This is a genomic window from Pseudomonas izuensis (genome assembly GCF_002356535.2).
Classification (GTDB): Bacteria; Pseudomonadota; Gammaproteobacteria; order Pseudomonadales; family Pseudomonadaceae; genus Aquipseudomonas; species Aquipseudomonas izuensis.
The window spans coordinates 4,885,679-4,912,476 of the sequence record NZ_AP017423.2 but is presented as its reverse complement, the minus strand read 5'-3'; the positions used below and the strand labels follow the sequence as shown (position 1 = coordinate 4,912,476).

The following is a 26,798-nucleotide window of genomic DNA, read 5'->3' as shown; positions in this document are numbered from 1 at the left end:
AATTGCACGCTATGTTTGGTGCATCTTCCCGAATCCGGAGCCTTCATCATGAGCGACAACCTGCTGAGCATCCCGTGCACCACTATCAAGGGTGAGCAAAAAACCCTGGCGGATTTCGCCGGCAAAGCCGTGCTGGTGGTCAACACCGCCAGCAAATGCGGTTTCACCCCACAGTACAAAGGGCTGGAGGAGTTGTGGCAGACCTATAAGGACAAAGGCCTGGTGGTGCTGGGCTTTCCCTGCAATCAATTCGGCAAGCAGGAACCGGGTAACGAAGGCGCGATCAGCGAGTTCTGCGAGTTGAACTACGGTGTCAGTTTCCCGCTGTTCAAAAAGATCGAGGTCAACGGCGCCGATGCCCATCCGCTGTTCGTGCAGTTGAAAAAGCGTGCACCGGGCGTGCTCGGTTCACAGGGCATCAAGTGGAACTTCACCAAGTTCCTGATCGGCAAGGACGGCAAGCTGGTCAAGCGTTTCGCCCCGGCGACCAAGCCACAGGACCTGAGCCGCGAGATCGAAGCCCTGCTCAAATGAACACCTTGTCCGTCGACTCCCTGAACCTCGACAGCCAGCTCTGCTTCAAGCTGTACGCTGCTTCCCGGGCGGTGATTCGTGCCTATAAGCCGATGCTCGATCAACTGGGCCTCACCTACCCGCAATACCTGGCGATGCTGGTGTTGTGGGAATGGCAGGAAACAGTACCGGAGCAGCCCACCGTCAAGGCCCTGGGCGAGCGCCTGGCGCTGGACTCCGGCACGCTGACGCCGTTGCTCAAGCGCCTTGAGCAACTGCAGCTGGTACAGCGTCAGCGTTCGGCCCGGGATGAGCGTGAGGTGCATTTGAGCCTGTCGCCGACCGGTCTGGCATTGCGCGATCAGGTTGGACCGCTGAAGGCTCGACTGTTGTGCGACAGCGGCGTGGATCTGGATCGCCTGAATCAGTTGCGCGACGGCCTGGATCACCTGTTGGGGCAAATCAAGGCACTGTCGTAACGGGTATCCAGATATCCAGCAGCGCGACCAACTCTTCCCGGCGGAACGGTTTGGCCAGGTAGTCGCTCATGCCCGCCGCACGGCAACGTTCGCGTTCCTCGGACATGGCGTTGGCGGTCAGGGCGACGATAGGCAATTGCGGCCAGCGTCCGCTGCGGCGGATTTGCCGGCTCGCTTCATAGCCGTCCATCACCGGCATGTTGCAGTCCATCAACACCAGATCGAACTCGCTGCCTTCCAACTGATCCAGTGCCTCGACACCATGGGCGGCGACGATCACTTCGCACCCGAGTTTGCCGAGCATGCCCTTGGCCACCAGTTGATTGACCGGATTGTCCTCGACCAGCAGCACCCGCGCGCGGCGTTGTGGGGATTGCGCATCGATCCGGATGTCGCCAATGGTGGCGATTTCAGGTTGCAGGACGCGGCGCAGGTTCTGGTGCAGCGCATTGCGTGCCAAGGGGCGTGCCTGCTGCTGCAAGGGGGCGAGGGCGTTGACTTGTTCGCTGGGCATGAAATTGCCATAAGCGGTCACCAGCAAAATCGGCGCGGTGAAGGTGGGGCGCAGGTTAAACAAGCATTCCGGGCAATCGGTAATCAGCATGTCGAAATCCAGGCCGATCAACGGGTCGTCGATGGCGCGCTGCTGATAGTCCACTCCCCAGCCAGGTAACACGCTACCCAGCAGTTCCGCCAGGCCACTGCTGGCGGCGGTAATGGCGATGACCTTGCCCTTCAAAGACGGCGGTACGAGGGCCCGGGTGTGCCGGGGCAGTGGCAGTTGCGCGCAGAATTGGCTGCCGAAACCCGCTTCCGAGCTGATGGTGAGGCGCCCTTGCATGGCTTCGCAAAGGTTGTAGGTCAGCGCCAGGCCCAATCCGGTACCGCCGAATTGCCGGGTAATTCCGGCACCGGCCTGGGTAAAGGGCTGGAAGATTTTCACCTGAGCGTCCTGGGGGATGCCGATGCCCGTGTCGCAGACCTCGATTCTGACGCCATCGCCGGCGGTCGACAGGCGCACATCGACTCGCCCGAAACGGGTGAACTTGAGGGCGTTTGAAAGCAGGTTGCTGACGATCTGCCGGACCCGGGTCGGATCGCCGAGTACCAGTGCCGGAAATTGCGGATCGATCAGGCAGGTCAGCTCGACACTCGGTGCCGCGTTTTGCGACAGCAAGTTGGCGGTGTCTTCGATCAGCGAGGCCAGGTCGAACGGGATGTGTTCGAGTTCAAGCTGGCCGGCATCGAATTTCGACAGATCCAGAATATCGTTGAGCAATTCCACCAGCACCTTGCCCGAGTCATGGGCAATGGACAGCTGTTGCTGTTGCTCGGCAGTCAGCGGACCGTCAAGCGACAGCGCAATCATTCCCAGCAAGCCATTGAGGGGCGTGCGGATTTCGTGACTCATGTTGGCCAGGAATACCGAACGCGCTTCGGCCATGTCCAGGGCAGTACTGCGGGCGACTTCCAGCTCTTCATTGGATTGGCTCAGGCGGGTGTTGATCGCCTTGAGTTCGGCGGTGCGCGCCGACACGATGTTTTCCAGTTGGCTGAGGTAGTCGGTGAGGCGGTTTTCCGCGTTGCGCCGCTGCTGGATTTCGGTGGCGACATTTTCGAATTGCTGGTTGGCGACTTTCACCAGCACGCCGATTTCGTCATTGGCGTGCCCGGTCGGGCATTCCAGGGAGGTGGGTTCAATGCTGCGCGAATCGCGGCCGCTGAGTTCACGGATCACCCGCACCAAGGGTTTGGTCAGCATCACATAGAACAGCGCCAGCAGCAGGCCGGTCAGGATCAGGCTGCGGGCGAAACCGTTGAGCAGGGTCACTTCGGCGCGACGCAGGAACCGATATCCGAATGAGTAGGTGTCGACGTCCAGTTGCAGCGTGCCGAGGGCTTCGCCTGGCAAGTGGTCCAGATAGAGGCGGTCCTCGAACTGCCGGTCGGCGCCGAACAGCAGATCGCTGAGCACGCGATAGCCGCTTTGCAGGCCGGGGCGCTTGACGTTGGCCAGCACGTTGCCGTTGTTGTCGGTCAGCCTGGCGCCGATGATCGCCGGCGAGCGCAGCAGGCCCAGGGTCAGTTCCTGAGCGAGTTCGGCGTCGATGTTGTAGGCGATGCGCGAGGCAGGGTTGTGGCTGATTTCCAGCAAAGACAGGATTTCACGGTTGATGGAGGCGTCTTCACTGGCATAATCGATGCCTATTTGCAGCAGGCTGAGCAGCGTGCCCAGAATAAAACCGACCAGCACGGTCAGCCGGGCTTGTTTGTAAGACAGCCGGTTGGTGAACTTGATATCCATGGGGTGTTGGATCACTTTCGTTTCCCTTCGCTGCTCAAGCATAGCCGATGCATGGATGCCGATGTTCTCGCGAGTCTCTGTATCGGGGCTGATCCCGGTCATGGAGCCCTATGTGTTGTCGCTGTATCGCCATCATTACTGTGAACGTGCCCGAGGAGAAGACGTGGATTCCCGATTGAATGCTTTTCTTGAACGCGCCGATGCCGTTCTGGCCCGTATCGAACCGTTGCTGCCTACCCCTCGGCAAGCCATCGACTGGACAACCTGCCTGGCCGCGCGCTGGCAACGCGAGGGCCGTAGCGGCTTTCTGCTGCCGCTGCAGGTCAGCCTCGATATGCGTTTGTCCGACCTGATCGGCGTCGACCGCCAGGTGGAACAACTGGGGCGCAATACCCAACAGTTTCTCGATGGCATGCCGGCCAACCATGCGTTGCTCTGGGGCTCGCGCGGCACCGGTAAATCCTCGCTGGTCCGCGCCTTGCTGGCAGAGCACGCCGAGGCCGGTTTGCGCCTGATCGAGATCGAGCGCGATCACCTGGCGGATTTGCCGCGGGTGGTCGAACAGATCGCCAAACTGCCCCAGCGTTTTGTGTTGTTCTGCGATGACCTGTCGTTCGAGTCGGGCGAGGGTGACTATCGCGTGCTCAAAAGCGTACTCGACGGTTCCCTGGAACAGGCACCGGACAACGTGTTGCTGTACGCCACCTCCAACCGTCGCCACCTGGTGCCGGAAAAGGAAAGCGATAACGAAAACTGGAAACGGGTCGATGGCGAATTGCACCCCAGCGAGGCGGTGGAGGACAAGATCGCCCTGTCGGATCGTTTCGGATTGTGGCTGTCGTTCTATCCGTTCACCCAGGAACACTTTCTCAACGTCGTCGAGCACTGGATCGGTCAACTGGCCGACAAGGCCGGCCTCAAGTGGCAACGCACCGAGGAGCAGGACATCCTCGCGGTGCGCTGGGCCACGGGGCGCGGCAATCGTAACGGACGTTGCGCCTATCAATTTGCCCGTTATTGGGTCGGGCTGAAACTGTTGGAGCACAAGGCATGATCGATTTACAAAAGAGCGGCCAGGGCCTGGAAGGCTACCGCATGCTGCACGCGCAGCTTGAGTCACTCTTGGCGGATGAGCGGGATTTCATTGCCAACGCCGCGCAGTTTTCGGCGTTCCTGTTCAATCAGCTCGATGACCTGAACTGGGCCGGATTCTACCTCAATCGCAACGAAGAACTGGTACTGGGCCCGTTCCAGGGGCAGATCGCCTGCGTGCGGATTCCGTTCGGTCGGGGTGTATGCGGAACCGCGGCGGCCACCTTGCAGACGCAGTTGGTCGAAGATGTGCACGCATTCCCCGGGCATATCGCCTGTGACAGTGCATCGAACAGCGAACTGGTGGTGCCGCTGGTCAAGGGCGGTCGCCTGATCGGTGTGCTGGACCTCGACAGCCCGAAACTGGCGCGTTTCACTGCGCAGGACCAGGCCGGTATCGAGCAACTGGCGGCGATTTTCCTGCGCCTGACCGACTGCTGATCACGCCGTCAGGCCTGCCTTGATCAGCAGGCCTGACGGGTCTACCACATCGATTTGCCGTGGGTCGAGGAAACGCTCGGCGTACTTCAGATAGATGCGCGCCTTGATGAATAACCCGAACAACTCGGGGTCGATGTGGGCCTCCCGGCACATAGTGGCCATGATGCCCAGCGCTTCGCTCAATGGCTTGGCCTTCTTGTACGGCCGGTCGGCAGCGGTCAGCGCTTCGAAAATATCGGCGATCGCCATCATCCGCGCCGGCAGGCTCATGTCCTCACGCTTCAAGCGTTTTGGATAGCCGGTGCCGTCCATCTTTTCGTGATGACCTCCGGCGATTTCCGCCACGTTGCGCAGGTGGCCGGGGAAGGGCAGATGGTTGAGCATCAGGATCGTCTGCACGATGTGGTGATTGATGATGTAGCGCTCTTCAATGGTCAGGGTGCCGCGGGTAATGCTCAGATTGTAGAGTTCGCCACGGTTGTACTTGTAGCGGGGTACATTGAGTTTGAACCCCCAGGGATTGTCCGGCGCAATCAGTTCGGCTTCGGCGCGTTCGAACAGATGCTCGGGCTTGTCCGCCAACAGCGATTCGGCGACCGGCAATGCGGGAGGCGGGGTACGGGCCTGTCGCTGATTCTCTTCCCAGGAAACCCCCAGCCGGTCATCCAGGGTTCGGGTCCAGGTGCGCTGTCCGATGCTGCGCAGGCGTTGCAGGTCGCTCTCGGCCATGGCTTCACTGCCGAGATTGCAGCGGGCTACAAAGACGAAGTCATCATCCAGCCCGGCCAGGGTGGCCTCACGCAGTTGCGTCAGGTGTTGCTCATCGCCGCCGTGGGCGAGCGCCTGCCAGTAGCTGATCCAGGCATCGCGCTTGAGCACTTCGAAACGGGTGCGGATTTCGTGGATGCGATCGTTCAGGGTTTCCAGCTTCGTGGCCTTATCCACGACGTATTCCGGGGTGGTGACCTTGCCGCAGTCGTGCAGCCAGGCTGCGATGTGCAGGGCTTCCCATTCATCATCGGTGGGTTGATAGCCGTTGAAGGCCGGATCCTTGCTGGCGGCAGCGGCTTGAGCAAGCATCAGGGTCAGGGCCGGCACACGCTGACAATGCCCGCCGGTGTAAGGGCTCTTTGCGTCAATTGCACCCGCCAGCAGCTTGATGAAGGCATCCAGCAGTTGTTTCTGCCGGGCTTGCAGGCGCTGGCTTTCGATACTCACCGCCGCTGCACCGGACACGGCCTGCAGAAACGCAATGCGATCCGGGCGAAGTTTCTCCAGGTCGCTCTGGTTGCCGCTGTCGGCCAGCAGAAACACCAGCAGACCCACGGTTTCGTTATGACGATTGTGCAAGCGGATGCCGATCAGGTGCACCCGGGGACAGTCCAGTGCCAGCAGCACTTTCTGCAAATCCCCCGCCTGTTCGAAACCGAGATTACAGACGACATTGTCGGCACTCGACAACTGCTGTAGCCAGGCGGGGCTCTGCGGGTTATGCAGTTCGTGCGCGTGGATATCGAACGACGACAGGGGCTGCGCAGTCTCGTTGATGACCAGGCCGTGGGGTTCCATGCGATCGCCGTCGCCTTCGCGCAGATAGATCAGGCCGGCCTGGGCCTGGCCGATTTTCACGGTTTCAAACAGCACCCGTTGCAGCAACGGGGCGAACCGGGTTTCGGCACTCAGGCTGTCGGTGATCTGGAAGAAGCTCGCCAGGGTGTCTTTCATGCGCGTCATCGACACACTCAGTTGGTCGATTTCGAGCACCGGAGAGCGACGGGACAGCGGAAAGTTGAAGTCGAAACTGCGAATCGCATCCGCTTCCTGCACCAGTGCGCGCAGGGGCTTGACCAGGACTCTGGAGGTCAACCAGCCCAGCGGCACGCACAACAGCAGCGTCGCCAGGGTAATCAGCGCACCTTGCCAGCGCACGCGGTAAGCGTCGATCAGCAATTCATCTTCCGGCACCAAAAGTGCCAACTGCAGTCCCCGGGGGCCTCCTTCCTGCATGCTACTGCGGGCGACGATCCATTGGCGACCGCCGACATTCAGGCGATTACCTTCGGGAGGGTTGTTGAGTAGGGCACCCAGGCTGGGGCTCAGGTCGGCGGCCTTGGCCAGGCGGACGGTCTGATCGTCGATGATCAGCCGGCTGGCGTCGGGGTAGGCAATGGCGTTGCCCTGGGCATCGAACAGGACGATTTCGGTAGCAGGGGTCACCACATGCTTGGCCAGGGTGGCACTGAGTTCGACCAGGGTCAGGTCCGCGCCCATGACCAATTGCTCGCCGCTGCGTCGGGCCAGGGTGGTGCCGACGTTGTGGGTGGAGAAAAAGACATAGGGTTCTGTGGTGATTTGATCGTTGTCGCGGGCGGCGCTGGTAAACCAGGCGCGGCTACGCGGATCGTAGGGATCGTCGGGATTATCCTGACGGCTGATGAAAGCCAGGTTCCGGTCGAAAAACAAGGATTGCGAATGTACCTGGCCGCCACTGTTTCGCTCGATGCTCCACACTTGATACGCCGCTGTCGTCGGGGCGTTGAGCAGTGTTTTCAAGTCGTCGGTTCGCAGGGGGCGAACCATGAAAAAATCGCCATTGCCGTAGCCCAGGTACAGTGACGCCAGATCGGGGTTGTCGGTGAGTGACTGGCTGAAGGGTTTGAGCAACGCCAGGCGTTGCTCCAGGTCCGGTGCCTGTACGGCGGGGTTGAGGATCTGCAGGCTCAGCAGGTGACGAATCGGTTCGTAGGTCGCTTTCAGGTCAAGGCGGACATCCTGCTCGATGCGATCGAAGAGCTTCTCGCTGCTGGACAGGATGATCTGAGTGGATTGCTGATAATTGAAAATGCCCAGCACCAGTCCGGTCAGCAACAGCAGGCAGGTAAGCATCACGCTGATATGAATGTGCAGCGGAAGCCGCCGTTGATCCGGGCGCAGTGGGCTGGACATGCAGGTCACTCCATGATGGTTAACACACTGCTCAGCGTCCAAGCATAGTTAAGCCTCTGTGATTCTGCTTTCGTCGCTCTGTCCGATTTGTTGCAACAGCGCCTGATCCAGTTCCAGCAGGGCACGTTCCACTGCGGCACAGCATTCGGCGACTTTGTCAGGGTGGAAGTCGTCGCGACAAGTTGTTTCCAGCGCTTCGCAGCTGTCGATCAAGCGAATCGCCTGGGCGATTCGCGCGGCACCCTTGATCTTGTGGGCAATATCGATAAAGGCCTGCGGGTCCAAGGAGCCGCAGAGTGCCAGCAACCCCTGGCGATCGAGACGGTTACTGTTGAGCAGTTCGGTCAACAGTCGCTGGTTCAGCACGGGATTGCCGCCGGTCAACTGCTGCAAGCCTTCCAGGCTGAAAGCCGGAACGAGGGCGGTCGGTGCTATGCCTTCGACCCATTGGCTCAGGGCGGTCAGGGTCAGGGGTTTGAACAGACAGTCATCCATTCCGGCATGCTTGCAGCGTTGAATTTCTTCCGGTTGCGCATTGGCAGTGAAACCCAGAACCGTGCAGGGTGCCTGTTGCGTTTGTTTTTCATGTCGGCGAATGGCTCGGACCAGCTCATATCCATTCGTGACCGGCATGTTGCAATCGGCGATCACCAGATCGAACGCACCGGTTTTCCACACCTCCAAGCCTTTCTGCCCATTCTCCGCGACACTGAACCGATGACCCAGAAACTCCAGTTGCTGGCAAATGAGCAAACGATTGGCGGCATGATCGTCGACCACCAGAACGTTCAACGAGGCTGTGGCGTGTTGGATCTGCGTTTCGGTTTTTTCCACCCGGGACGCCCCTGGCAGTGTCGGCAAAAGCAGCGACATCAGTACTTGCGTACCGACACCCGGCTGACTGCTCAATTGCAAGCTGCCGCCCATCCTTTCACACAGGCTGCGGCTGATCACCAGGCCAAGCCCGGTGCCACCTCGGGCCGTTTGCCCGGCGTTATCGGCCTGAGCGAAGGGTTCGAACAGGCGCCGTTGATCCTCTTCGCTGATGCCTATGCCACTGTCCTCGACCTGCAACTGCATCTGCACCTGATCGTGCTCGGTGGTGGGGTGCAGGTCGACGCTAATCCTGATCTGGCCGTGCTCGGTAAACTTGATGGCATTGCTGACCAGATTGGACAGCACCTGCTTGAAACGCAGCGGGTCCAGCAGGACATCGAAGGACGGAGTGGCCGGGCTGAAATCCAGCTGGAGTTCAAGTTCTTTCTGCCGGGCCAACCCATCGAAAATCCGCACCACCGACGCCACGATCTCTCGCGGATTGACAGGTTCCGGGCTCAGGCTCAGGTGTCCGGATTCGATGCGCGCGATGTCGAGTATGTCGCCGATCAGGTCCAGCAAATCCTTCGCCGAGTTGTACGCCACATCGATGGCCGGGCGGTCAGGGTGGTTGTGTTCGATCCGCTTGAGTGTCAGTTCGAGCATGCCGATGACCGCATTCATCGGTGTGCGGATCTCATGACTCATGGTGGCCAGAAACGTGCTTTTGGCACGGTTGGCTTCATCGGCACGCTCTTTCGCGCAACGCAGGTCATCGAACAATTGCCGGCGTTCGCTGATGTCGATCCAGCCACCGATGATGCCTTGCACTTCGCCGCTTGAGTCGCGGTAGGGGAGAATCCAGTGATAGATCGTCAACCGACGGCCGCCGATATGCAGCGCACGGTCGAGAATCAGTGGGGTGCCCTCGGCCACGACTCGCTGATAGTCCGCGTGGTATTCCTGGGCTTCGAAGGCATTGCTCAGGGTGCCGTGGATGACACTTTTGCCGATGACGTCCTCGCGTTTGGCGCTGAAGGCTTGCAAGTAACTGTCATTGCAACTTTGCAGCAGGCCCTGACGATCGCGCACATAAATCGGGTGAGGGGTGCCGTTGACCAGCGAGCGCATGAATTCGAACTGATCGTTCAATGCACGCTCCGCAGCCTTGCGTTGATTGATCTGGCGCCGCATGTAGGCATTCCAGGCCACGGAAATCAGTAACAGCACACCAGCACCGATGACGATTTGGTAGAACAGCCGCTGATAGTTGCGCCAGGTGCTTTGCGATGACGCCGAATAGCCACGCCAACGGCTGTTGATGATGCCCAGTTCCTCCGGCGCGATACTCAACAGGGCCTTGTTGAGGATGTCATGAAGTTCCTTGGCTTGCCGGCCGGTCGCCAGGGAAAAGGCTGCCTGCTCGGTGCCGATGGTGGTACTGATCTGCAGGGTGGGTTCGAACAGTCTGGATGAGATGAAGTAATTGGCGATCACCAATGAGTTCACCGTGCCCTCTGCCTGACCCTCGGCCAGCATCTCTACGGCACTGAACGTGTCCGGGGTCTCGACGAGCTTTATCTGCGGGTACTCGCTACGCAGATAAGCCATCAGCGGATGACCTTGTGCTATGGCCAGGCGTTTGCCGTTCAGCTGCGTCAGGTTGGTCGGGCTGTCCGGGGCCTTGCGCGTCAGCAGGACATAGGAATTTTGCAGGTAGGGACGGCTGAAGTTCAGCTGGGTGTCGCGTTGTGCGCTGGGAAGCAGTGCGGCAATCAGGTCTGCCTGGTCATCCTTGATTCGCTGGACCATTTCGCTGTCGTTGCGGCTGCGCTGGATGTCGAAGCGTAAACCGGTGCGCAATCTGATCAACTCGAGCAGGTCTGCGGCAACCCCTCGAAAGTTGCCGGCACTGTCGAAAAAGGTAAGGGGTGCGAAGGCTTCGTTGACCACCACGCGTACCACCGGGTGTTGCGCCAGCCAGCGTTCTTCGCTGTAACTGAGCTCCAGTTTGTGATCGGTGAGCAGAATGTCACTACCGGCACTCCAGCGTTTGGCAATGTTTTCTCGAACGCTGTTGGGGATGGCGACGAGCATCGCATTGATGATGCCAAGCAGTTCGGGATTGTTGCGGTGCACCGCAAAACTGAAACCGTGGGCTTCGTGTTTGCCGAAGTTGGCCATGCGGATGTTATTCAGATAGCCCTTGTTGATCATGTAGTGGGTGGAGATGGTATCGCCGAGAAACACGTCAGCCTGGTCGAAGGCAACAGCATTGATCGCATTCTGGTAGGACGGATAGGACGTGATGATCGCCTTCGGATAAAGGGTCTTGACCTCCTCCAGCGGCAAGTAGTGATACACCATGCTCAGGCGCATGCCCTCGAGGCCATCGGTCAGGGATCTGGTTTCGCCTTCACGGGTCACCAGGACCGGCTGATCCACGGCGTAGGGCGTGGACAGTACGATGTCGGCATTGCGTGCTTCGAACCCGTTGGCGGTACCGAGCAGGTCGACCTCACCCTTTTCAAGGGCTTCAATGGCGGCTCCACGGGATGCAAAGCGCTGAACCCGGATGGGTAAACCGGTGGCCTGGCCCAGTGTGCCCGCGTAATCGGCGGTGAAGCCTTCATAGTCGTGGCCACTGAGGGTCAAGTCGAAGGGCGGATAATCCGGTGCCGAGGTGCCAAGGATCAGTTCTTGCCTGGACTGGAGCCACTGTCTTTGCGATGTGTCCAATTGAATGTCCAGCTGTCCGGCCGTCGAGCGACTCAGCAAGGCGAAGTGTTCGCTGCCCTGGGCCGCGAGCGATGAGGTGCTCAGGGACAGGCCCACGGCCATCAGTATCAGGTAGTCCTTTAAATGACCGGGCATCCTGTTTCTCACACCAACGCGTTGCGTTTTGCCATTTCGATGAGTTCAACCAACGACTTGGCCTTGAGTTTTTGCATGAGACGTTTTTTATAAGTGCTGACAGTCTTGTTACTGAGAAACATGCCTTTGGCAATTTCCTTGTTGGTACGGCCTTGAGCAAAAAGTTGCAATACCATCAACTCCCGGTCGTTGACGGATTTGAATAACTCCAGTTCGGCATTACGCACCTCATCGCCACGAACCGGGTTCAACGCTTCGCTCGGGAAATAGTTGTAACCCGATAGTACTGCTTTGATGGCGCTGACCAGTTCGCTGAGATCTTCCTGTTTACAGACATATCCGGAAGCGCCGGACTGCATGCAACGAATTCCAAAAAGTGTTGGGCATTGTGCAGTGAGTACCAATGTTTTCAAGGGGGTACTCATTGCATTGAATCGGGCCAGCACCTCCAGGCCATCCAGTTTGGGAATACTGATGTCGAGAATGACCAGATCGGGCATGCATTCACGAACCATCTGCATGGCATCGACCCCATTGTCAGTTTCACCGACGACTTTGTAGCCTTCGTGTTCTAGCAGCATGCGAACTGCAAGTCGGATGACGGGGTGATCGTCGACGATAAAAACGGAGTTCATAATCAAATCCCATGCGAACTGAAATAAAGCGCGCACCTTAGCTCAGATAGTTGGGGGCACGTATGAACTGACCTACCTGTAGCAGCAAAATAGGAATGTTCCTACAGGTGAAAAAGAATAGGCTTACGCGTCAACTAGGTTTTTTATATAAATGGTTAGTGGTTGGTTTAATTTGGTTGTGCTGTTAATGAATTATTTTGTATGTTTTTTATTATATGTTGATCTGGCTTTTTGGTTGGTGTTCAACGGCTTTGAAATCAACAGTTTTGTGAGTTCGGCTTGTTTCAATGGCTTGACCAAATAACCCAATAATGGAAGGTCATGAATGCTTGCCATATTTTCAAGTCCATCCAGTTCATCAGGCGTCAGGCTACTCAGTAGGATTGCCTGTTTGATCATCCCGTTGCGACTGGCGAATTTGACCAGATCAATTCCGGAAATATCGGGAAGGCATTGATCGCACAAAAGAATATCGAAAGGCTGTTCGGCACCAAGCATTTGTTGCAAAGCGCCCTGGGCGCAGTCGGTTGTGGTCAATCGGGTGAAGCCATAACTTTCGAGCAGGTATTGAGTGGCCCTTAGCTGAAACGGATGGTCTTCCACCAGCAAGATGCGCAGATTGTCTTTGATCATATTATTCACGCTTCTTTTATATAACAAAGTAGCCGTGATTGTTTCGCGTCGATACCGGGCAATCGATCAGTTCACTCGACATCAACTGTAGGGGGATTCAGCGAGTGTTGAATGCACTTGGTTTTTTAGTGGCTGATCGGCCATTACTGGCGGCGTAATGGTTGATCAGCCAGTGCTCCTCAGTGACTGGAGCGCCCCGTCATTTCCAGCGCCATGTCGCTGGCGTAGTTGTCCGTCATGCCGGCAATGAAGTCGATCATTCGCAAAAATGATGTGTGCAGCGCGCCGTTTGGATCGGGTGCGTTGTTGCCCAGCAGGTCGAGAATCCGCCGGCTCTTGAAAGATGGCGTCCGACCGTTGTGTTGCTCGAGCGCTGCGCCACAGAAGGCGTTGAGCAAGATTTCCAGGGTGGTGTAGGCGCCGATCTCGTGCAGGGTCTTGCGCTTGTCCTGGAAGATTTTCTTGCGCGCCATGTCTTTTGCGTTCAACACGCAACGTTTGGCCGGGCCGTGCATGTGCTCCACCAGATCGCCGGCCAGCGTGCCGGCCAGCAACGTGTCTTGCTGTTCGACAAAGGCGCGGGCCGCGGCATTGGTCAAGTGCTCGATGGCCTTGCCACGCAGGATGGCCAACTTGCGTCGGCGAGAATCCCCGGGACCGAGTTGCCGATAGGTTTCCGGTAGATCGTCGCCCACCAGATCCAGCAGCAGTGACTCGACTTCGGCATATTCCAGCAACGCCATTTCCAGGCCATCTTCGAGGTCGATCAGCGCGTAGCAGATGTCATCGGCGGCTTCCATCAGGTAAACCAGCGGGTGGCGTGCCCAGCGCTGTTCTTCGAGTTGCGGCAGGCCGAGTTTCTGGGCGATCTGTTCCAGAAGGGGCAGTTCGCTCTGGTAGCAGCCGAATTTGTGTTTCTTGTACCCCAGCGAGTCGGCATGCCTGGCCGTCCACGGGTACTTCAGATAAGTGCCGAGGGTGGCGTAGGTCAGCCGCGTGCCACCGTCGAACTGGTGATATTCCAATTGGGTCAGCACCCGAAAACCCTGGGCATTGCCTTCGAAATTGAGGAAGTCGTTGCGTTCGGCTTCGCTCATTGCATCGAGCCAGCCACGGCCGGCAGCTTGCTGGAACCAGTGACGAATCGCATCTTCGCCAGAGTGACCAAATGGGGGATTGCCGATGTCATGGGCCAGGCAAGCCGATTGCACCACCATCCCCAGGTCACTGGGTTCGCACCATTCAGGAAGGGCCCCGCGGATGGTTTCACCGACGCGCATGCCCAGCGAACGGCCGACGCAGCTGACTTCCAGCGAGTGAGTCAGCCGCGTGTGGATATGGTCATTGCTGGAAACCGGATGCACCTGGGTCTTGCGTCCCAGACGACGAAACGCCCCCGAGAAAATGATGCGGTCATGATCTTTGTGGAAAGGACTGCGGCCGAGTTCTTGCGGGCTGTGCAGAGGCTTTCCGAGGCGTTCGCGGGTAAGCAGGGTGTGCCAATCCAAGGCGGGTATCTCCGTCGGGTGAATTGAGTTCCTAGCTTCCCGGTTCGCACCGTGCCCTGCAAGGGGTACCAGGGGGTGTTCTCAATTAGTTTTCGCGCTGCGTCGGGGAACGCATTTCCCTTGTAGGAGCTGGCTTGCCAGCGAAAGGGGACTGTCAGCCAATATTGATATTGACTGTTCCGCCGTCTTCGCTGGCAAGCCAGCTCCTGCAAGTGCGCGTGTTATCCACAGGCTTGTGTATAGGCTCGTCCTAGAACCCGACCGCATCGATATCGATGAGCAACAAGCGCTCCCCCCTATCAAAAAACTGCCCGGCAGTAAGGCAGTACTGATTACTGGTGGCATCGCGATACGTGTTGGAGAGGGTCAACTGCCGTTCTTCCCAGCCCTGCGCGAGCAGGTGATAGAAGTACGGACGCCAGGACCAGTTATGACCCAGGTAGCGATTGTCGGCGACCCACGCGTTGTTACGCCATTCCAGGTTCGGCGTCAGTTGTGTGCCATGTCGGTCGCATTGATAGAAGCGCAACAGCCAGGGGAAGGCGTCGAGTTGAGGCAAGTCACTGAGCGGGGCGCGAGCCTGGGCCCAGGCTTGCAGGATCGCCATGAGTTCGCTGAGTTGCCGGCGCATGATCATCAGACGACCGCGCTCGGCCAGTTTCTGCTGAACATAGCGCTGACGCAGTTGTGCAAAGGGCTCAACGAAGGCATCGGTGGGAAAAAAGTCTTCTTGTGCGCCTGCGAACAGAAATCCCTGCACGTAGCGCGATCCGCACTCCAGCGCAAAATTGAGCTGCGCATCGGTTTCCACGCCCTCGGCGATAATCCAGCAACCGGTTTTCTCGGCCATTTGCGCCAGGGCCTTGACCACGTCACTGCTGGGACCGCCCAGTGCCGCTGCCTGGAATAAACGCATGTCGAGTTTGAGGATGTCCGGTTGCAGCGCCAGCACGCGATCGAGCTGGGAGTAGCCGGCACCGAAGTCATCGATGGCGATTCGCGCACCGGCTGACCGGTAACGCGTCACCACTTCGGCCAAGCGCTGGATATCGCCCCCCAGTTCGGTAATTTCGAAAACGATTCGCTGTGGATCGATACCGTACTTGCTCAGTTGACTGAGACTTGGCAGCGGCTGTTCAGGGCGTAATCGGCTGATCCAGCGCGGGGAAATATTCAGACTGAGAAACCAGTCCGAGGGCGCTTCATGCAGTCGGCTCAAGGCGTTGTCGCGCAGCTGGCGATCCAGGCGACGCAGTGCAGTGGCGTTGGTCCGTGGATCGGAAAACAGTGGTCCCACCGATGCCAATTGACCGTTGGCCTGACGCAATCGACCCAGCGCCTCGACACCTGCGATACGGCCGGTGGCGGTATCGATGAACGGCTGAAAGCAGGCGAGCGGTTGCCCATCGATCACAAATCCTCCTTGGTTGATCTTGTTTTTGGATAGGGCCTGGACACCGGGTAGGTACGCAGGATTGAACCCCTCGATCAAGAGGTTCATCCCACGGGTATTGCAAGAATGCAGCCAGATAGAAACGGCTCAGGGTTTGCGAGAGGAGCCTTGCATGACCAGCTTTATCAGTGGGCCCAGTGTGGTGCCGAGCTGAACCAGGCGGGTCAGGCTTGCGACCCCGCCATTTTTTGCGCCCTTGCCGGTCAGAAAACCCAGCAGGGTCACTGCTGCGACGCCCCAGAGTGGAGCGTGCTTGAGGCCGAGGCCTTCGTGCAGGTTTTGCGTCATGCCGCGAACACGCTGCAGGGGTTGCAGCAGTTGCGCGGATTCGTGGCGGATTTCCTGGCGATGCATTTCCATGCGCAGTCTGATCAGCGCCTTGCGCATTTCCGTGCGCGAACTGTTTTGAGGCAATTCAGGCAGATTCATGGCAACAGGCGCTCCCGATCATTTGCCAACTCTTCCAGCGTGCCGTGGAAGGGCGAGGACTCATCGAAAATCGCCGCTCTCAGGCGAATGCCGCAGAAGATCGCTGCCAGGGCGTAGAACAAGCAAAGCCCGATGATGGCCGCCAGGCGATAGGTGTCCCAAAACAGGATCAGCACCAGCGTGGACAACCCCACCAGCAACAGCAGGGCGAACACCAGCGCCAGGCCTGCAAACAGCAGCAGGCTGACGGTGCGCGCCTTTTGTTCCTGCAGTTCGATGCCGAACAGTTCGACATGGCTGTGCAGTAATCCAAGAACGGCGGCACCCAGGCGCCGCGATGAGGAACTTGCGCCTGTCGTGGACGCGCCGATTTCGTCGATCGCCATCATTAGCGCCGGGTTGCCAGCAGGCCGATCAGGAAACCCACACCGGCGGCGATCCCGAGCGATTGCCATGGGTTGGCCTGGACATAATCCTCGGTGGCGGTCACGGCAGCCTTGCCGCGTTCGCGCAGGGAGTCTTCGGTCAGTTTCAAGGTTTCCCGTGCACGCAGCAGTGTGTCGTGGATCTGCTCGCGCAATTCATCGGCCTGGTCACCGGCCAGGGAAGCGGTGTGTTCCAGCAGCCTTTCGGTGTCGTTGACCAGTGTCTGAAAGTCATTCATCAGGATTTCTTGAGCAGTCTTTGCCTTGATGCTGGCCATTGGTGATCTCCATAAGTGGCGTCTGAAACGTTCGAGTATGAGCCTTGTACGAAGGTTCAGTACAAATGACTGGTACAACTTTTGCTGTGTGCTGGTGCGCCAGCCTGCGCGGATGCGCTGTTGCCGGGCATGATTTACGTAAACCATAACTCAAACAATCAAAACCCGAGCAAATGTCCCCGATCATGATCGACTTCGGCGAATGCTGTGCGCCAAAGCGGTTCATCGGGCGTGGCGCTCTCCATTGGAGGCGACACAACTTGGTGCATGGATTGCCCGCGCGAACTGCTTTGGTGCTTTTTTCAGCCTTAAGGTCTGCCTAATCCATGGAAAATCTGCAAAGCGCTGTGGACAGTCTGCTCCATAGTTCCAACACGCTGTTCATCCTGATCGGTGCGGTGATGGTACTGGCCATGCACGCCGGTTTCGCCTTTCTTGAAGTCGGTACGGTCCGACAAAAAAACCAGGTTAACGCGCTGTCGAAGATCCTCAGCGACTTCGCGGTTTCAACCCTGGCTTACTTCTTTATAGGCTATTGGATTTCGTATGGGGTCAACTTCATGCAGCCGGCTGCGGTGATCAATGCCGATCACGGTTATGGGCTGGTGAAGTTTTTCTTTTTACTGACGTTTGCCGCGGCGATCCCGGCGATCATTTCCGGTGGTATCGCAGAGCGTGCGCGATTTGTACCGCAACTGTGCGCGACGGCTCTGATTGTGGCGTTCGTCTATCCCTTCTTCGAAGGCATGGTCTGGAACGGCAACTTTGGCTTGCAAGCCCGGTTGCTGGAGCACTTTGGTGCCGGCTTCCATGATTTTGCCGGCTCCGTGGTAGTTCATGCCATGGGCGGCTGGCTGGCGCTGGCGGCGGTACTGTTGCTCGGGCCACGCAATTGTCGTTACCGCGAAGGGCGCCTGGTGGCTTTCGCGCCATCGAGCATTCCGTTTCTGGCGTTGGGGTCGTGGATCCTGATCGTCGGCTGGTTCGGATTCAACGTGATGAGCGCGCAAACCCTGCAAGGGGTCAGCGGGCTGGTGGCGGTGAACTCGCTGATGGCCATGGTCGGTGGCACGGTGGCGGCCTTGATTGTCGGGCGCAATGACCCGGGCTTTCTGCACAACGGTCCGCTGGCCGGGCTGGTGGCGATCTGTGCCGGCTCGGACTTGATGCACCCCGTGGGCGCCTTGGCGACCGGGGCCGTTGCCGGGGCACTGTTTGTCTGGTGCTTTACCGCCGCTCAGGTCAAATGGCGGATCGACGATGTGCTGGGTGTCTGGCCGCTGCATGGACTGTGTGGCGTGTGGGGGGGAATTGCCTGCGGTATCTTCGGCCAGAGCGCGCTGGGAGGGCTGGGCGGGGTGAGCCTGATCAGCCAGTTGATCGGTACGGCACTGGGTGTGCTGGTGGCACTGGCCGGCGGCTTCGCGGTGTACGGTGCGATCAAGGCGCTCCATGGTCTGCGCCTGAGTCAGGAAGAAGAGTATTACGGGGCGGATTTGTCGGTGCACAAGATCGGCGCGGTCAGCCAGGACTGAGTGGTGGCCTGTCCCTGCTGCTCATTGCCGGTTTTGACGCGCCCGGGCGCTCGACGGTTTTTCGGGGCAGGCCTAGAATAGGCACTCAAATTTTTCGGTTGAGCGCTCATGCTTCCTGAATGTCAGCTGTTCGGCACCTTGGGGTGCCATCTGTGTGAAGTGGCCGAAGCCATGCTGATGGAATTTGTCGAGCGTGGCCTGCTGGTGGAGCTGGTGGACATCGCTGACGACGAATCATGGTTCGCAGCCTACAGCCTGCGTATTCCTGTATTGCGCCGGGTCGATACGGGCGCCGAGCTGGGCTGGCCGTTCAGCGCCGACGAAGTAGTGACCTTTCTGCGTTAAATTTTTGTGAGGGTGGGGCACCCGCCGGTCGAACTTTACGATTGATCCCTTGGCTTAAAGATGGCGATTCGGATACTGTATGCGCATACAGTTATTCGGGTTGCTGCATCGCGGTCCCTGGGAACAGGGTGGTGCAGCCATATCCGGGGTGAGAGGGATGAATCGTGGTCAATGTCGAACAATTGAAGAGCAGCGTAAACCGTATGTCGGTGGACGTGGTCCGCGAGGCTGTCCTCGAATTGCGTCTGGACGGCCTGGTAACGGAAGGCAAAACACCTTTCAACAAACTGCACTTCAATACCTGTTTCGCTGAAATCGAAGCGTTGTTTCAGCGCGCAGGCTACCACCGGCAACTGGACGTCGTGGGTTATCAAGGTTTGTTGTATGCACTGTACGACCCAGTTCGCTGGGAGGCGGTCGATGTGTTGCGCTGGCTCAAGGAGTACACCGAAGCGGCGGCGCGCACGCAGATACCGGCCTGAGGATTCTTCGCTAGGTTCGTTCCCGGTGCTGTCGGATAATGCCGCTCTGTATCGAGGGTTAGAGTTTTCGTATGTCCAGTTCACCTTTTTCCGCTGCACACAACCAGGCCAGTACGCTCTACTTGCCACCTGGTGCGTGGGCGACCGTTTTCGATTGCCTGTGCGAGCATTTCAGCGCCATCGGTCGTGAACAGTGGCTGGACCGAATCGCCCGGGGCCGCGTTCTCGATGGGCACGGCACGCCGATCGCCCTCGATTTGCCTTACAAGGAAGGCCTGCGCATTCACTATTTTCGCGAAGTGCCGGACGAAAAACCGATCCCGGTGATCGAGTCGATCCTCTACGCGGACGCGCATCTGGTGGTGGCGGACAAGCCGCACTTTCTACCCGTGACGCCAGCGGGTGAATATGTCGAGCAAACCTTGCTGAGACGGTTGATCCGTCGTCTGGACAACCCGCACCTGGTGCCGTTGCATCGTATAGACCGGCATACGGCGGGGCTGGTGTTGTTTTCCGCCAACCCTCAAAGTCGCTCGGCTTATCAATCGCTGTTTCCTTCGCGCCAGATCGAAAAACGCTACGAGGCCATTGCCCCGGCGTTGCCTGAGCTCTCGTTTCCATTGGTTCATAAAAGCCGGCTCATCGATGGCGAACCTTTCTTCCGCATGCAGGAAGGACCGGGTGCCAGCAATACTGAAACGGCTGTCGAAGTCAGGGAAAGGAACGGTGATCTCTGGCGCTATGGCCTTTATCCGGTGACGGGCAAGAAACATCAGCTGCGGGTACATATGACCGCGTTAGGCGCGAGCATTTGCAACGACCCGTTCTATCCTCAGGTAATCAAGGATATCGAGGATGACTACGCCAATCCCTTGAAACTGTTGGCCCAAGGCCTGAAATTCGTGGACCCGGTCACGGGGCAGGAAAGAGAGTTCGAGAGCACGATCACCCTGCAATGGTGATCAAGTGTTCCAAAATCCGATTCAGTGCGTTGATTGGAAAATTCGAATTAATGGGCGGGTTTGCAGTCATTTGAACAGGCCCCACGAACGTGGCATTCAGTGACCCTCGGTACAGCAGCCAGATCGTGCGGCCCGAAACCTTCCATGCAAGGAGATACCAATGAGACGTACCGTTTTCGCCGGGATGTTCATTTGCGCTGTAATGTTGGCCTCTCCCGTATTCGCCGCAGACCACGACCTTTGCACCATCAAGCTCCAGGAACTCAAGAACAAGGTTTCCAGCCTGCCGGCCACGTCCGAAAATACCGCCATGGAAATCAGGCGGATGCAGGCCAGCGCGGAATCGGCTCGAGCGGCCGACGATGACAGGAAGTGCATCACCGAAGCCACGCAAGCGCTGGCCCGGGTAGATCAACTGACCAATGAGCCAAACCCTTGACGAACAGGCTTGGTTTCCGGATTTAAGAAAAGCAAATGCCCCGACAAGTCGGGGCATTTCTGTATCCGGTAGTCGCCGCGTAGATTACAACTCTTTAACGGTGCGAACCTGATCCTTGTTGATGCGGGTCTGTTTGCCATCCAGCTGCTCGAATTCGTAGAAGCCCGAATCCTTGTCATAGTGTGGCGTGTCGACGGCCTGGATTTCGCGACCGTCATTCAAGGTGATCACTGTAGGCGATGCGCAACCGGCGAGGGTCGTGAGGCCCAGCGCGAGCATGAAAGTGGCCAGGGTCCGTTGAGTCATGGGTGTGTCTCCGAAATTGAATACTTTTGGTTACTGAACTTGAGACGTATACGGCGTGTGCAAGTTCCTCGGGTGCTGTCAGTCTGACACAGTGCCGTGCGTGCTTAACAGTTCCGGCGTGTTGAGGTTGGCCAGGCGCGGGTCGTTGTCAGGACACTGTAGCGCGGTTGCGCCCAGTTTGCGCATGAGTCGCCCCGGGCTACGCTCGCCGTCGCTCCAGGCGCGTTCGAAATCACCGCGAAGTGCCACGGGAATGACGCACAGCAAAGGTTCCCAATGCTCGTCATGGCGCAGCATCAACGGTTTGTCGGGATGTTGGCTCGCCGTTTCGCGCATGCTGGCGAGCAGCGCTTCATCGATGCGCGGTACATCGCAAGGCAAGACCAGCAGATGCGGGTGGCGAGCCGCTTTCAGGCCGGCGCGAATGCCGGCCAATGGCCCCGGAAAATCGCCTTCATCGTCATGAACCAGTTGGTCGGCGTAGGGCGCGTACTTTTCCAGATTGCGGTTGCAGGAAATGATCAGGTCATCGCTCAGCGGGCGCGTCTTGCGATGCAGGTGTGCAATCAGCGGTTCGCCGTGCCATTGCACCAACCCCTTGTCCTGACCGCCCATGCGTTGGCCGCGACCGCCTGCCAGGAGGAGAATGGAGCAGGGCGGTAAATCCGGATTTGAGGTCATGGCGAGTCTCCATGGGGGCGGCGAAAAAATGGGGCGCTGTGATATAACACCGGGCTGTTTCTCCTACAACTGGATGAGCCTATGAAAGCCAAGGCTGATGTACCTTTCGCCCCGCTCAACATTGCGGTGCTGACGGTCAGCGACACCCGAACCCTGGAAACCGATACTTCAGGCCAGGTCTTTGTCGACCGCTTGACCGCCGCCGGCCACAACCTGGCCTCCCGGGTGTTGCTCAAAGATGATCTCTACAAAATTCGCGCGCAAGTGGCCAACTGGATTGCCGACGATGTCGTACAGGTGGTGCTGATCACTGGCGGCACCGGTTTCACTGGACGCGATAGTACGCCGGAAGCAGTGAGTTGCCTGCTCGATAAGCAAGTCGATGGATTCGGTGAGTTGTTCCGGCAGATTTCGGTGGCGGACATCGGCACATCGACCGTTCAATCCCGCGCGCTGGCGGGTCTGGCCAATGGCACGCTGGTTTGCTGTTTGCCGGGATCGACCAATGCCGTACGCACCGGTTGGGATGGCATTCTTGCCGAGCAGCTGGATTCACGGCATCGCCCCTGCAATTTCGTGCCTCATCTGAAACAGGCGGCTCCCTGTGAATCCCGCGGGTAAGCCGGGCAAGTCCGGCAGCCTGATGCCGGTCGAAGTGGCGCTCGCACGTTTGCTGGAAATGGCTGACGCCTCGAGAATTGTCGAACGCGAGCGCTTGCCGTTGGCGCGGGTCGAGGGGCGAGTGCTGGCCGATGATCTGGTGTCGACGCTTGATCTGCCGCCATGGCCCAACAGCGCCATGGACGGTTATGCCTTGCGTGCAGCCGACTGGACGGGAGAACCCCTGGTCGTCAGCCAGAAGGTTTTTGCCGGGCAGGCACCTGATGCCTTGATGCCGGGAACCTGTGCACGAATCTTCACCGGGGCGCCTGTTCCCGCCGGCGCCGATTGTGTCGAGATGCAGGAAAATGCCGACGTACAGGCGGATGAGCGAGTGCGCTTCACCGAAACCCTGACCCCTGGACAAAACATCCGTGCACAAGGCCAGGAAACCACGGTGGGTGAACTGATTCTGCCGGCGGGTACGCGTTTGGGGCCGATTGAGCAGGGGCTGGCTGCCTCGCTCGGTTGCGCCGAGCTGGACGTCATTCGCAAGGTGCGCGTTGCGGTGCTGTCGACCGGGGATGAATTGGTCGAACCGGGTCAGGCGCTTGGGCCAGGGCAGATCTATAACAGCAATCGTGTTTTGCTCTGCAGTTGGTTGCAGCGGATGGGCTGTGAGGTGATCGACGCCGGCATTCTTCCCGATGATCTGGTCACCACGCGGGCCCGCCTCGGTGAATTGAAGGATGTCGATCTGATCCTTTCTACCGGTGGCGTATCGGTGGGCGAGGCAGATTTTCTGGGCATTGCCTTGCGCGAAGAGGGTGAGTTGAGTTTGTGGAAGCTTGCCATCAAACCTGGCAAACCGCTGACGTTCGGGCATTTTCGCGGCGTACCGGTCATTGGCTTGCCGGGCAATCCGGCATCCACCCTGGTGACATTTGCCTTGTTGGCCAGGCCTTATCTCTTGCGTCTTCAGGGCGTCAAACAGGTGGAGCCGCTGAAGGTGCAGGTGCCAGCAGGGTTTGACTGGCCCATCGCCGGCAATCGACGTGAGTACTTGCGCGCTCGTCTGGAAAATGGTCGGGCAATCATTTACAAAAATCAGAGTTCCGGGGTGTTACGCAGCGCCGCCTGGGCTGATGGACTAGTCGAAGTGCCGGAGCATCGCACCCTGATTGCAGGTGATTCCGTCTATTTCATTGCGCTGAGTGAAGTACTGAGCTGACCTTGGCAATTGTCCTGCCGTGCAAGCCCGGTTGATCTGACCGGGTTTGGCGTCAAGACGAATCAATGCGCCAGGAGCAGTGTCACGAGCTGATCGAAGCGACTGTTGGCGACCCAGCCGAGCAGGCCGAGCACTACGACTGTTCCGCCAGCGGAATAGGCAAGCCGGTGTTTGATGGACTTTACGTCACTGCGAACTTCTTCCATTTCTCTTCGCATGTTGTTGAGGTGTCTTTCCAGCTCAATGACACGAGGCTCCATATCAACTTCTCCAGTGGGTTTCGCAGCTTGCTGACGGGGCCGTTTCTCTGCGAGCGTTACGCCCGGAATCCCCGGCAACTTCAGGTCGTGGTGTTGCATGGCACATCCTTGTGATTGTCTTGCGGATAACTGAAAAAACTGGACACCAAACTGTACCAATCACACTGATTGGTCAATTGAGCCGATTCCTCACGATTTGTAAGAAATATCCCGTCATGCAGGACGCAAGATGGCCCGCCTGAAAAAAACATCATTTTTTTGCGACTTTTAAGGTAATCGACGCGGTCAACATCTCCCATACGCTATTCATACCGGGGAGTGACATCTATGAGCGATCGCAAGGCGCTGTTGATTCTGCATGGCAAGCAGGCGCTCAACGAAGCAGTTCGCGCTGCCGTCGAAAGCCGTCGCGAAAAAGGTTGGGAGCTGGCCGTCAGGCTGACATGGGAAGCCGGCGACGCGCAGCGGCTGGTGGATGAAGCACTGGCGGCAGGGTACAGGCAGATTGTTGCCGGTGGTGGTGACGGAACCTTGCGCGATATTGCCCAAGCCATGGCAGCACAGTCGACACAGGCCAGTCTGGTACTGATGCCGCTGGGCACCGCCAACGATTTTGCACGCGCCGCCGGTGTTCCGCTGGAACCTGCTCAGGCTCTGGATTTATTGGACATGAAGCCGAGTGCCATTGATCTGGGGGAGGTCGGTGGGCAGGTTTTTCTGAACATGGCCACAGGTGGCTTTGGCAGTCAGGTCACGGCCAATACCTCCGAGGACTTGAAAAAGGTACTCGGCGGCGCGGCTTACCTGTTCACTGGCTTGTCACGCTTCAGTGAGCTGCACGCGGCGTATGGCGAGTTGCAGGGGCCGGGTTTTCACTGGAGTGGGGACCTGTTGGCGCTGGGCATCGGTAATGGTCGGCAGGCGGGTGGGGGTCATGAATTATGCCCGCAGGCGCTGGCGGATGATGGTTTGCTCGATATCAGCATCTTGCCAGCCCCGCAGGAAGTGGTCGACACCTTGAAAAACCTGCTGGCCGATGGTTTCGGCATCGACAACATGTTCGTGAGAGCCCGCTTGCCATGGGTCGAGATCAAGGCTTCGGAAGGCCTCTGTATCAATCTCGATGGCGAACCGCTCGAGGGTGACTGTCTGCGCTTTTCGACACGGCCGGCGGCACTTCGGGTGCACTTGCCTGAAGGCTCGCCGCTGTTGAGTGCGTCGCAGCCTGTCAGTCATCCAGGCTGATGATCTGCTCGCGCACGGCGAACAGCACCAGGCCAGCCACGTCAAAAATCTGCAAGCGTTTCATGATCTGCGAGCGGTGGGTTTCAACGGTCTTGACGCTCAGACCCAGGCCGTTGGCTATTTCGCGGGTGGATTTTCCCCGAACAATCAACCGCAGAATCTCCAGTTGACGGGCCGTCAGGTTGTGCGAGTCGGCAGGTTCGGGGTTTTTCTGGTTCCGGGTCAGTGCCTGGGTGATGACGGTATGGGCAATGGCCGGGCTCAGGTAGCGTTCGTTGTTACGCAAGGCTTCCAGGGCATGCGCCAGTTCGGTGGCCGTGGTGTCCTTGAGCAGGTAGCCGTGAGCCCCGGATTCCAGCGCTCGCATGATGAGGGCCGGATCGGTGTGCATCGACAGGATCAATACCTTGCTCTGCGGGCGGACTCGCTTGAGTTGCTGCAAGGCATCAAGGCCGCCGGTCTGCTTCATGGATATATCCAGCAATACGATATCCGGGGACAGATGCTCGACCATGGCCAGCAGCTGTGAGCCGTCATCGGCCTCGCCGATGACCGCATAGCCAGGAAGGTCCAGCACCAGGGCGCGCACGCCAGCCCTGATCAGCGAGTGGTCATCCACCAGGAGTAAGTTACAAGTCAATGCATAACCTTATTTGTACTGGCTCGTTCGAGCGAGCGTGGTGCCCAGGGGAAGAGCGCTTCGATTTGAGTGCCTTTGCCCGGTTCGCTGGTCACGGTCAATGTGCCGCCCAGTTGACTGATCCGCTCCGACATCCCGGCCATGCCACGCTGGCCTTCTCGACCCGGGTCGGTGGCCGGGGCGAATCCCTGGCCGTCGTCACTGATCGATAATGACAGGCCCTGGGGCAAACGCTGCAGGCAAACCAGCAGATTCTTTGCCTGGGCATGCCGCAGTATGTTGGTGACCGCTTCCTGGGTAATGCGATAGGCCGCCACGGCCATTTCTTCCGGAATCCCCGTCAGGCGTTGGTGGCATTCCAGGCTCCAGTGCACGGAGGTATTGGCCAGCGTCTTGAGCAGGTGTGCCCGCAGGCTGGCTTCCAGTCCGAGACTGGTCAGCTGCCGGGGGTTCAGGATGGCTGACACGTCGCGGACTTTGGCGAGGGTTTCTTCCAGGGTGTCGCAAAGTACGGAGCATTGCCCCTGAAGTTCTTCCGGCATCCGGCGCTTGAGCCAGTCACTTTGAAGTTTGGCGGCGGTGAGCAACTGGCCGATGTCGTCATGCAGTTCCCGGCTGAGCCGGTGGCGTTCGTTTTCCTGGACCTGGAGCAGACGGTCGGCGAGTTCCTGGGGTTGGAACTTGATCGACTTGCGCGACAGGCGATATTGCACCCAGACACAACCCAAGGCAGCCATGTTGAGCACCAGCAGACCCAGCGGCAGTTGAGTGGAAAGAAAATAGATCAGCAGGCTGCCAAGGGTGGAGCAGGCACATAGCAAAAGCGTGAACCGACGCGCGTTTTCTCGGGAGGGTGGCCACGTGGCAATTGACTTGAGGCTGGCGTACATAGCGGATGGAGCCAATGGATGTTCGCTGCGGGCAGACCGGCCATGTTGATTGACGGGTCTCTGTTTTGTAATGTTGTACAACAACTTCAACGGTGCATAGTTTCTGTATAAGAAAATTCAGCCTGGAACTTGGTCAGGCTACAGCCGCGGCAATCATATTGCCATTAATTGACGTCAACTAATGGGCGGCATAATACCACTTAAGATACCGTTGGTCGCGCATGCGATATATGTCCTGGGCGTCAGGAGGCAAGGTGTTGCGCAGGTGAGTTCCACATTGGAAAGTGTGGTTATCGTTGTCGGAGGGGGGCGTTTATCAATGGATTTTGTCTTTTGACGTCAGGCAAAACCCTAG

The 26,798-nt window shown here is 58.4% G+C and carries 27 protein-coding genes; 12 read left to right on the top strand and 15 right to left on the bottom strand.

The window, feature by feature from the left end; all coding sequences use genetic code 11:
• The first annotated feature begins 48 nt into the window (after positions 1–48).
• Both LAB08_RS21650 and LAB08_RS21645 read left to right on the top strand, forming a co-directional pair.
• Positions 49–534, top strand: a complete 486-nt coding sequence (locus LAB08_RS21650; RefSeq protein ID WP_096509779.1) for a glutathione peroxidase — start codon at positions 49–51, stop codon at positions 532–534.
• Positions 531–992 (top strand): MarR family winged helix-turn-helix transcriptional regulator, encoded by a 462-nt coding sequence (locus LAB08_RS21645; protein ID WP_096509780.1) that lies wholly within the window; start codon positions 531–533, stop codon positions 990–992. Before LAB08_RS21650 ends, LAB08_RS21645 begins: the two co-directional genes overlap by 4 nt.
• Here the strand turns inward: LAB08_RS21645 and LAB08_RS21640 are convergent.
• Positions 976–3,297 (bottom strand): hybrid sensor histidine kinase/response regulator, encoded by a 2,322-nt coding sequence (locus LAB08_RS21640; protein WP_172901662.1) that lies wholly within the window; start codon positions 3,295–3,297, stop codon positions 976–978. The genes LAB08_RS21645 and LAB08_RS21640 overlap by 17 nt on opposite strands.
• A gap of 163 nt (positions 3,298–3,460) precedes the next feature.
• Between LAB08_RS21640 and LAB08_RS21635 the strand changes: the two genes are divergently transcribed.
• Together LAB08_RS21635 and LAB08_RS21630 are read left to right on the top strand one after the other, a co-directional pair.
• Complete coding sequence (locus LAB08_RS21635; RefSeq protein WP_096515253.1) at positions 3,461–4,351, top strand: ATP-binding protein; 891 nt, start codon at positions 3,461–3,463, stop codon at positions 4,349–4,351.
• Positions 4,348–4,830 carry a GAF domain-containing protein gene (locus LAB08_RS21630; RefSeq protein WP_096509781.1) on the top strand — a complete coding sequence of 161 codons (483 nt, stop codon included), beginning with the start codon at positions 4,348–4,350 and terminating at the stop codon, positions 4,828–4,830. The genes LAB08_RS21635 and LAB08_RS21630 overlap by 4 nt, the downstream gene beginning before the upstream one ends.
• Here LAB08_RS21630 and LAB08_RS21625 read toward each other — a convergent pair whose 3' ends face one another.
• The 9 genes from LAB08_RS21625 to LAB08_RS21585 all read right to left on the bottom strand — a co-directional run bounded on the left by LAB08_RS21625 (position 4,831) and on the right by LAB08_RS21585 (position 16,827).
• Positions 4,831–7,776: an HD domain-containing phosphohydrolase gene (locus LAB08_RS21625; protein ID WP_096509782.1), complete on the bottom strand. Its 2,946-nt coding sequence runs from the start codon at positions 7,774–7,776 to the stop codon at positions 4,831–4,833.
• Positions 7,777–7,824: 48 nt separating this feature from the next.
• Positions 7,825–11,466 (bottom strand): transporter substrate-binding domain-containing protein, encoded by a 3,642-nt coding sequence (locus tag LAB08_RS21620; RefSeq protein WP_096509783.1) that lies wholly within the window; start codon positions 11,464–11,466, stop codon positions 7,825–7,827.
• 8 nt (positions 11,467–11,474) lie between these two features.
• Positions 11,475–12,101: a response regulator transcription factor gene (locus LAB08_RS21615; RefSeq protein WP_096509784.1), complete on the bottom strand. Its 627-nt coding sequence runs from the start codon at positions 12,099–12,101 to the stop codon at positions 11,475–11,477.
• A gap of 192 nt (positions 12,102–12,293) precedes the next feature.
• Positions 12,294–12,734, bottom strand: coding sequence for a response regulator (locus LAB08_RS21610; protein ID WP_096509785.1), 441 nt, complete (start codon positions 12,732–12,734; stop codon positions 12,294–12,296).
• Positions 12,735–12,913: 179 nt separating this feature from the next.
• Positions 12,914–14,242, bottom strand: a complete 1,329-nt coding sequence (locus LAB08_RS21605) for a deoxyguanosinetriphosphate triphosphohydrolase (RefSeq protein WP_096509786.1) — start codon at positions 14,240–14,242, stop codon at positions 12,914–12,916.
• Between the two features lie 250 nt (positions 14,243–14,492).
• Positions 14,493–15,656 carry an EAL domain-containing protein gene (locus LAB08_RS21600; RefSeq protein ID WP_096509787.1) on the bottom strand — a complete coding sequence of 388 codons (1,164 nt, stop codon included), beginning with the start codon at positions 15,654–15,656 and terminating at the stop codon, positions 14,493–14,495.
• A gap of 126 nt (positions 15,657–15,782) precedes the next feature.
• Positions 15,783–16,124, bottom strand: a complete 342-nt coding sequence (locus LAB08_RS21595) for a hypothetical protein (RefSeq protein WP_096509788.1) — start codon at positions 16,122–16,124, stop codon at positions 15,783–15,785.
• Positions 16,121–16,510: a phage holin family protein gene (locus tag LAB08_RS21590; protein ID WP_096509789.1), complete on the bottom strand. Its 390-nt coding sequence runs from the start codon at positions 16,508–16,510 to the stop codon at positions 16,121–16,123. Before LAB08_RS21590 ends, LAB08_RS21595 begins: the two co-directional genes overlap by 4 nt.
• A 2-nt stretch (positions 16,511–16,512) precedes the next feature.
• Entirely contained in the window at positions 16,513–16,827 is a 315-nt protein-coding gene (locus LAB08_RS21585; RefSeq protein WP_096509790.1) for an ElaB/YgaM/YqjD family protein, read from the bottom strand.
• Positions 16,828–17,153: 326 nt separating this feature from the next.
• Here LAB08_RS21585 and LAB08_RS21580 point away from each other — a divergent pair, with 326 nt between their 5' ends.
• The 5 genes from LAB08_RS21580 to LAB08_RS21560 all read left to right on the top strand — a co-directional run bounded on the left by LAB08_RS21580 (position 17,154) and on the right by LAB08_RS21560 (position 20,590).
• Complete coding sequence (locus tag LAB08_RS21580) at positions 17,154–18,362, top strand: ammonium transporter (protein WP_096509791.1); 1,209 nt, start codon at positions 17,154–17,156, stop codon at positions 18,360–18,362.
• Between the two features lie 108 nt (positions 18,363–18,470).
• Positions 18,471–18,707, top strand: coding sequence for a glutaredoxin family protein (locus LAB08_RS21575; protein ID WP_096509792.1), 237 nt, complete (start codon positions 18,471–18,473; stop codon positions 18,705–18,707).
• 164 nt (positions 18,708–18,871) lie between these two features.
• Entirely contained in the window at positions 18,872–19,189 is a 318-nt protein-coding gene (locus tag LAB08_RS21570) for a transcriptional regulator (RefSeq protein WP_096509793.1), read from the top strand.
• Positions 19,190–19,260: 71 nt separating this feature from the next.
• Positions 19,261–20,151 carry a pseudouridine synthase gene (locus LAB08_RS21565; RefSeq protein ID WP_096509794.1) on the top strand — a complete coding sequence of 297 codons (891 nt, stop codon included), beginning with the start codon at positions 19,261–19,263 and terminating at the stop codon, positions 20,149–20,151.
• Between the two features lie 160 nt (positions 20,152–20,311).
• Positions 20,312–20,590 carry a PA2433 domain-containing protein gene (locus tag LAB08_RS21560; RefSeq protein WP_096509795.1) on the top strand — a complete coding sequence of 93 codons (279 nt, stop codon included), beginning with the start codon at positions 20,312–20,314 and terminating at the stop codon, positions 20,588–20,590.
• 84 nt (positions 20,591–20,674) lie between these two features.
• On the opposite strand, the gene LAB08_RS21555 is transcribed toward LAB08_RS21560, so the two are convergent.
• Positions 20,675–20,896, bottom strand: coding sequence for a YgdI/YgdR family lipoprotein (locus tag LAB08_RS21555; protein WP_096509796.1), 222 nt, complete (start codon positions 20,894–20,896; stop codon positions 20,675–20,677).
• Positions 20,897–20,974: 78 nt separating this feature from the next.
• Positions 20,975–21,577 (bottom strand): molybdenum cofactor guanylyltransferase MobA, encoded by a 603-nt coding sequence (gene mobA, locus LAB08_RS21550; protein ID WP_096509797.1) that lies wholly within the window; start codon positions 21,575–21,577, stop codon positions 20,975–20,977.
• Positions 21,578–21,658: 81 nt separating this feature from the next.
• On the opposite strand from mobA, the gene moaB reads away from it, so the two are divergent.
• Both moaB and LAB08_RS21540 read left to right on the top strand, forming a co-directional pair.
• Positions 21,659–22,198: a molybdenum cofactor biosynthesis protein B gene (moaB, locus tag LAB08_RS21545; protein WP_096509798.1), complete on the top strand. Its 540-nt coding sequence runs from the start codon at positions 21,659–21,661 to the stop codon at positions 22,196–22,198.
• Positions 22,182–23,408 (top strand): molybdopterin molybdotransferase MoeA, encoded by a 1,227-nt coding sequence (locus tag LAB08_RS21540; protein ID WP_096509799.1) that lies wholly within the window; start codon positions 22,182–22,184, stop codon positions 23,406–23,408. Before moaB ends, LAB08_RS21540 begins: the two co-directional genes overlap by 17 nt.
• A 62-nt stretch (positions 23,409–23,470) precedes the next feature.
• On the opposite strand, the gene LAB08_RS21535 is transcribed toward LAB08_RS21540, so the two are convergent.
• Positions 23,471–23,767, bottom strand: coding sequence for a hypothetical protein (locus LAB08_RS21535; RefSeq protein ID WP_096509800.1), 297 nt, complete (start codon positions 23,765–23,767; stop codon positions 23,471–23,473).
• Between the two features lie 228 nt (positions 23,768–23,995).
• Between LAB08_RS21535 and yegS the strand changes: the two genes are divergently transcribed.
• Complete coding sequence (yegS, locus tag LAB08_RS21530; protein WP_096509801.1) at positions 23,996–24,913, top strand: lipid kinase YegS; 918 nt, start codon at positions 23,996–23,998, stop codon at positions 24,911–24,913.
• On the opposite strand, the gene LAB08_RS21525 is transcribed toward yegS, so the two are convergent.
• Both LAB08_RS21525 and LAB08_RS21520 read right to left on the bottom strand, forming a co-directional pair.
• On the bottom strand, positions 24,897–25,553 hold the full coding sequence (locus LAB08_RS21525) for a response regulator (protein WP_096509802.1): 657 nt from the start codon (positions 25,551–25,553) through the stop codon (positions 24,897–24,899). The two genes, yegS and LAB08_RS21525, sit on opposite strands and share 17 nt — an antisense overlap.
• Entirely contained in the window at positions 25,550–26,443 is an 894-nt protein-coding gene (locus LAB08_RS21520; protein ID WP_096509803.1) for a sensor histidine kinase, read from the bottom strand. The genes LAB08_RS21525 and LAB08_RS21520 overlap by 4 nt, the downstream gene beginning before the upstream one ends.
• Between the last annotated feature and the right edge of the window lie 355 nt (positions 26,444–26,798).

Bases quoted from the DNA above. Each gene is read 5' to 3' on its own strand.
- LAB08_RS21645 (WP_096509780.1), top strand. From the start codon at position 531: ATGAACACCTTGTCCGTCGACTCCCTGAACCTCGACAGCCAGCTCTGC.
- LAB08_RS21555 (WP_096509796.1), bottom strand. From the start codon at position 20,896: ATGACTCAACGGACCCTGGCCACTTTCATGCTCGCGCTGGGCCTCACG.
- LAB08_RS21520 (WP_096509803.1), bottom strand. From the start codon at position 26,443: ATGTACGCCAGCCTCAAGTCAATTGCCACGTGGCCACCCTCCCGAGAA.
- LAB08_RS21610 (WP_096509785.1), bottom strand. From the start codon at position 12,734: ATGATCAAAGACAATCTGCGCATCTTGCTGGTGGAAGACCATCCGTTT.
- mobA (WP_096509797.1), bottom strand. From the start codon at position 21,577: ATGACCTCAAATCCGGATTTACCGCCCTGCTCCATTCTCCTCCTGGCA.
- LAB08_RS21580 (WP_096509791.1), top strand. From the start codon at position 17,154: ATGGAAAATCTGCAAAGCGCTGTGGACAGTCTGCTCCATAGTTCCAAC.
- LAB08_RS21630 (WP_096509781.1), top strand. From the start codon at position 4,348: ATGATCGATTTACAAAAGAGCGGCCAGGGCCTGGAAGGCTACCGCATG.
- LAB08_RS21575 (WP_096509792.1), top strand. From the start codon at position 18,471: ATGCTTCCTGAATGTCAGCTGTTCGGCACCTTGGGGTGCCATCTGTGT.
- LAB08_RS21640 (WP_172901662.1), bottom strand. From the start codon at position 3,297: ATGGATATCAAGTTCACCAACCGGCTGTCTTACAAACAAGCCCGGCTG.
- LAB08_RS21565 (WP_096509794.1), top strand. From the start codon at position 19,261: ATGTCCAGTTCACCTTTTTCCGCTGCACACAACCAGGCCAGTACGCTC.
- LAB08_RS21560 (WP_096509795.1), top strand. From the start codon at position 20,312: ATGAGACGTACCGTTTTCGCCGGGATGTTCATTTGCGCTGTAATGTTG.
- LAB08_RS21620 (WP_096509783.1), bottom strand. From the start codon at position 11,466: ATGCCCGGTCATTTAAAGGACTACCTGATACTGATGGCCGTGGGCCTG.
- LAB08_RS21650 (WP_096509779.1), top strand. From the start codon at position 49: ATGAGCGACAACCTGCTGAGCATCCCGTGCACCACTATCAAGGGTGAG.
- moaB (WP_096509798.1), top strand. From the start codon at position 21,659: ATGAAAGCCAAGGCTGATGTACCTTTCGCCCCGCTCAACATTGCGGTG.
- LAB08_RS21535 (WP_096509800.1), bottom strand. From the start codon at position 23,767: ATGCAACACCACGACCTGAAGTTGCCGGGGATTCCGGGCGTAACGCTC.
- LAB08_RS21585 (WP_096509790.1), bottom strand. From the start codon at position 16,827: ATGGCCAGCATCAAGGCAAAGACTGCTCAAGAAATCCTGATGAATGAC.
- LAB08_RS21595 (WP_096509788.1), bottom strand. From the start codon at position 16,124: ATGAATCTGCCTGAATTGCCTCAAAACAGTTCGCGCACGGAAATGCGC.
- yegS (WP_096509801.1), top strand. From the start codon at position 23,996: ATGAGCGATCGCAAGGCGCTGTTGATTCTGCATGGCAAGCAGGCGCTC.
- LAB08_RS21625 (WP_096509782.1), bottom strand. From the start codon at position 7,776: ATGTCCAGCCCACTGCGCCCGGATCAACGGCGGCTTCCGCTGCACATT.
- LAB08_RS21590 (WP_096509789.1), bottom strand. From the start codon at position 16,510: ATGGCGATCGACGAAATCGGCGCGTCCACGACAGGCGCAAGTTCCTCA.
- LAB08_RS21615 (WP_096509784.1), bottom strand. From the start codon at position 12,101: ATGAACTCCGTTTTTATCGTCGACGATCACCCCGTCATCCGACTTGCA.